6 protein-coding genes are annotated in these 2,731 nt (G+C 55.5%); all 6 read left to right on the top strand.

Going from position 1 to position 2,731, the window contains the following annotated elements:
* A partial coding sequence (locus PLH32_17750) for a hypothetical protein (protein ID HQJ66454.1) occupies positions 1–267 on the top strand: 267 nt, incomplete at its 5' end.
* 89 nt (positions 268–356) lie between these two features.
* Positions 357–740, top strand: a complete 384-nt coding sequence (locus tag PLH32_17755; protein ID HQJ66455.1) for a hypothetical protein — start codon at positions 357–359, stop codon at positions 738–740.
* Complete coding sequence (locus PLH32_17760) at positions 740–1,156, top strand: hypothetical protein (GenBank protein HQJ66456.1); 417 nt, start codon at positions 740–742, stop codon at positions 1,154–1,156. Before PLH32_17755 ends, PLH32_17760 begins: the two co-directional genes overlap by 1 nt.
* Positions 1,153–1,641 carry a hypothetical protein gene (locus PLH32_17765; GenBank protein ID HQJ66457.1) on the top strand — a complete coding sequence of 163 codons (489 nt, stop codon included), beginning with the start codon at positions 1,153–1,155 and terminating at the stop codon, positions 1,639–1,641. Before PLH32_17760 ends, PLH32_17765 begins: the two co-directional genes overlap by 4 nt.
* Before the next feature lie 22 nt (positions 1,642–1,663).
* On the top strand, positions 1,664–2,467 hold the full coding sequence (locus PLH32_17770; protein ID HQJ66458.1) for a hypothetical protein: 804 nt from the start codon (positions 1,664–1,666) through the stop codon (positions 2,465–2,467).
* A 2-nt stretch (positions 2,468–2,469) separates the two neighbouring features.
* Complete coding sequence (locus PLH32_17775; protein HQJ66459.1) at positions 2,470–2,715, top strand: hypothetical protein; 246 nt, start codon at positions 2,470–2,472, stop codon at positions 2,713–2,715.
* Positions 2,716–2,731 lie beyond the last annotated feature (16 nt).

Below are 2,731 nucleotides of genomic sequence, written 5' to 3' on the forward strand. Positions count from 1 at the left end.
GCCCTGGCCAAGGCGGCCTTTATCGCCCTGGTATGTGCTGTTGTCGTCTCTCAGCCGCCTGATCCCGGAGCTAAATATGGCCCGGTAGAGATCAAGGCGCAAGATGCCGGCCAGCTGCAAGCAGCAGCAAAGGCCTTCGAAGATGAGGCCAAAAAGTATCTGAAACTTCTCGGAGTATCTGTTGGATCCGGTGGCTTTGCCGTCTGCGGGCAGGGCACCACTGAATACAACGATATGGCCACCGCTCTCGGGATTGCCCCGTTATGACCCACGTGCAGCGCTACATAAATTCTGTGCTGAGGCACGGAGTGGCTGCAACGGTCAGGGAATTTACAGCCGGCACACAGTGCCCGTGCATGATCAGCCGGGATTCTGCTGTGCCAACCTACTCGGCTGACTGGCACCGGCGCAATCCGGCGGCTGAAGCCTGCAATGGAACCGGGATGATCGGCGAGACCACAGTTGAAACCGCCGTGAAAACCATCCCGATGGACGCACAGGCAATCGGCAACCTGATCAAACAGGGCGGAAGTTTTATCGAGATTGGCAATATAGATGCGGGTGATTATCTGCTCTACGGAGCGGTGAAAACCTCAAACGGCGCACTCTTCAGTTTTGAATCGCTGGGCGATAAAAACGTCATAACGCTCCTGGGAAAGACCTATGCGATCAAGGAGACGATGCTGGTTCCGGTTGGGGGAACGGTTGTATCCATGGTTCTGGTGAAGAGGGTTTCCTGATGTTCTCTGTTGAATTCGACACTTCCGGACTCAAGACTACTTTCGACCGCGCCAACATCGAAGCGATGAAAGGCGCGATTGCAGCAGTAAAGTTCGGCGTTGAGGAGCTGATGAAAGCAGCTACCAGGAACCTGATGGGTGTGGCCCATCCTCCGGGGACCAAATCACCATACCCCGGCAAGCTCCCGGTTACCCGGATCAGCCGCGAGCTTTCCAAGTCCATGAAATATCATTTTTTCAATCCAATATCTGCCATTGTTTATTCTGATCTGCGCTCGGCCAACTATGCGGCCTATGTTCATGATGGTACCCGGAAAATGAAGGCTCGTCCCTTCCTGAAAAATGCGGTTTCTGAACGCCAGCAGGCGATCCTGAATCGCATGCGCTATGAGACCCTGAAGAGGGTAGGCCGATGATCCGCGCAGGCTATGAGCTGACCGATGTGCAGAAAGCCATCACAGACTTCCTGCGCTACAAGGTAGCCAATTCAGGCGCGCCATGGTCCTCATGGACGGTTGTGGAAGGATGGCCGGATCAGACGGTCTTTGCCAATTTCACCAGGCTCTTTCTCTATTCTCACACCCCACTGTGGGTTGGCGAGGACATTCAGCAGGGGGGAAAAGGTCTGCGCCGGCTGGAAATGACAATCGGAGGCTGGTCCTGCATCGCCGCTGGCGGAGCTGAAGAGGCGGCAATAGCGCTCTCGCAGCTGTTGTCATTATTCAGTGATCCAGCGGTCAACGTTGCGGCATTCAACTCCGTCATTGGAGGAACAGCATACACCGCAAAGACTCTCCCGCAACTTGGGATTAATATAAACGATGTCACCAATCCAAGAGCAATCGAGTTCCGCGACGAGGACGATTTCCGCGGTGAAGTTTCGCTTCAAATCACATGCTAACTAATTACAAGGAGGCCATAGAATGGCTGTAACTGTAAACGATCAGCTCGGCGCACTCTCCCCTGATGCGATTGTGCGCGGGCGCAATACCCTGCACCGCTTCCATCTGCACGCTGCCACGGCAGCCGATGCGGTTACCCCGGTCAATATGACCGCGGTCAAATCGGTCACCTCCGATGCGATCAACTGGGAACGTGCAGAGAAGTATTTCCAGCAGGGCGGCGGCGATGAGCCGATGTTCCACAATTCCGGCCAGAGCCACAACATCCAGATCACCCTCTATGCGGGCATGGCTCCGACCTTCCTGGCCAGCCTGATGAATTTCGCCAACTGGGGATCGACCGGCTACGCCGCCATTGGCCTGGCTTTCGACCGTCTGGCGCGATTCACCATCGAGTCGATCTTCCGCAAAACCGACAACAAGACCCATCGGTTTTCGGTGATCCATCAGGACTGCGTCATACAGGAGTTTCCGCTCGACAGTCCGATGGAGGATGTCGAGGTCACCATCCCCGCAGTCTCCTACCACGATCCGGTCATTTTGGCCCCAGGGTATGAGGCAGTCTATTCGGTGTTCAGTGGCGATGGGTCCACCGTTGCGTTTACGCTTCCTTACACTCCGGCGTCCCTTCGGGATCTGGCCGTCGGCAATGCCGATGACTGGGTGCTCGACAAGATGATCTTTGTCAAGTCGAAAGCCACCGCTGACCTGCAGGGGACCCGGCTGAAATCCGGCATCTCACTGGTCGGCACGGCGCTTACCTATGCCACCGCTCCGGCCGTTGGCACCCGGGTTGAGGCTCTGGGCGTCAAGGCGACGGCCTAAGCGTGGTTCTGTCAACACAAAACCTGTACAAGGCAGCCGCGGTCATCTGGAAGACAGGCATCTATCCGGATAGCTACATCCCGGATGATCGCGGCTTTGTATCTGCATCATGGAATGAGTCGGCAGAAATTGCCGAGGCATTCAGTCAATTTGACCGCAAGGAATTACTCGTTGAGCCGCATGGCCTGATGGTCGTGCATATCAACCTCAAGAAAACCGTCAACCGGATAAAGGGAAAAACACAATGAGCGCCAAATCCGCAAA

The sequence above is a fragment of the bacterium genome (genome assembly GCA_035419245.1).
Taxonomy (GTDB): Bacteria; Zhuqueibacterota; Zhuqueibacteria; order Residuimicrobiales; family Residuimicrobiaceae; genus JAKPUX01.